The 1,005-nt window shown below is 36.5% G+C and carries 1 pseudogene; it reads right to left on the bottom strand.

Going from position 1 to position 1,005, the window contains the following annotated elements:
• Positions 1 to 282 precede the first annotated feature (282 nt).
• Positions 283 to 554: pseudogene (locus tag G468_RS22090) on the bottom strand (HU family DNA-binding protein).
• Positions 555 to 1,005 lie beyond the last annotated feature (451 nt).

Here is a 1,005-nt window from a genome sequence, read left to right as displayed (position 1 = left end):
ACTCAATAGTGACAGAGAATAACAATAGTTAAATCGCCGAAGCCTACGAAGCAGTGAGAGATTGATATATTGCACGTAACCCATGCGTAGCATCCCTGCAAAGCCTATTGGCACGATATGACAGCGATAATGATGTTAATTGTCGAAGATGAGGTATTGAAGCAAAGTTGTTGAGAATAATTCTCAATTATAATAAGATATAGTTATTATTACATCAATACTTTTACTCATTGCTTCTAGCCAACACCAGCTTGTTGGCTATTTTTTTGCTTGAATTTTTAATTAACGGCTTCTTTCAATCAAAGTTTTACCCGCTTTAAAACTGGGAACGTTTGCAGCAGCAATTTGAATGGTCTTGCCTGTTTGTGGATTGCGTCCTTCCCTTGCCGCTCTTGGCTTAACTTGAAAGTTACCAAAGCCAACTAGTTGTACTTCATCTCTGGCCTTTAGTGTTTCTGTCACGGTTTCAATGAAAGCGTTCAGCGCCTTCTCTGAATCTTTTTTGGTTAAGTCTGCTTTTTCAGCAATTTGCTGATGAGTTCTGTTTTGTTCATGGTGTGCCTGAATTAATGGATACGTTAATCCTAGTGATGCTAGCTGTAGCGACTGAATAGGCAATGTTTCAGTGTTAATTAACCAAAAAATCTTTTTAATTAAAATCCCACCGCTCGACGCAAGTCTGTGACCGAGCGAAGCGAGTGAGCAGACGAGGAAGCGGAATATCACAATTGCAAAAGAGAAATACGGTCACTAAGTAGTAACATATATTTTTTGTTCAGGGTTTTTGTTAGAAGAAAAGTTATCCACAGCCACTTTACCTTAAAAGACTTTTTTTTAACTTATTTTAACTTCAAAAGACTTAGAGAGGCTAAAGGTCTAAATATAGGTCAATTAATACTATAAAAATAAATAAATAATGTAATCAATAATTTAACTTCTAAAAGGTTAGCATGTAACAGGGAAAAGGTTAGCATGTAACAGGGAAAAGGTTAGCATGTAACAGGG

Origin of the sequence: Arsenophonus nasoniae DSM 15247, from assembly GCF_000429565.1 — a bacterium.
In the GTDB taxonomy this organism is placed as follows: Bacteria; Pseudomonadota; Gammaproteobacteria; order Enterobacterales; family Enterobacteriaceae; genus Arsenophonus; species Arsenophonus nasoniae.
This window is presented reverse-complemented; position numbering and strand designations above follow the sequence as displayed.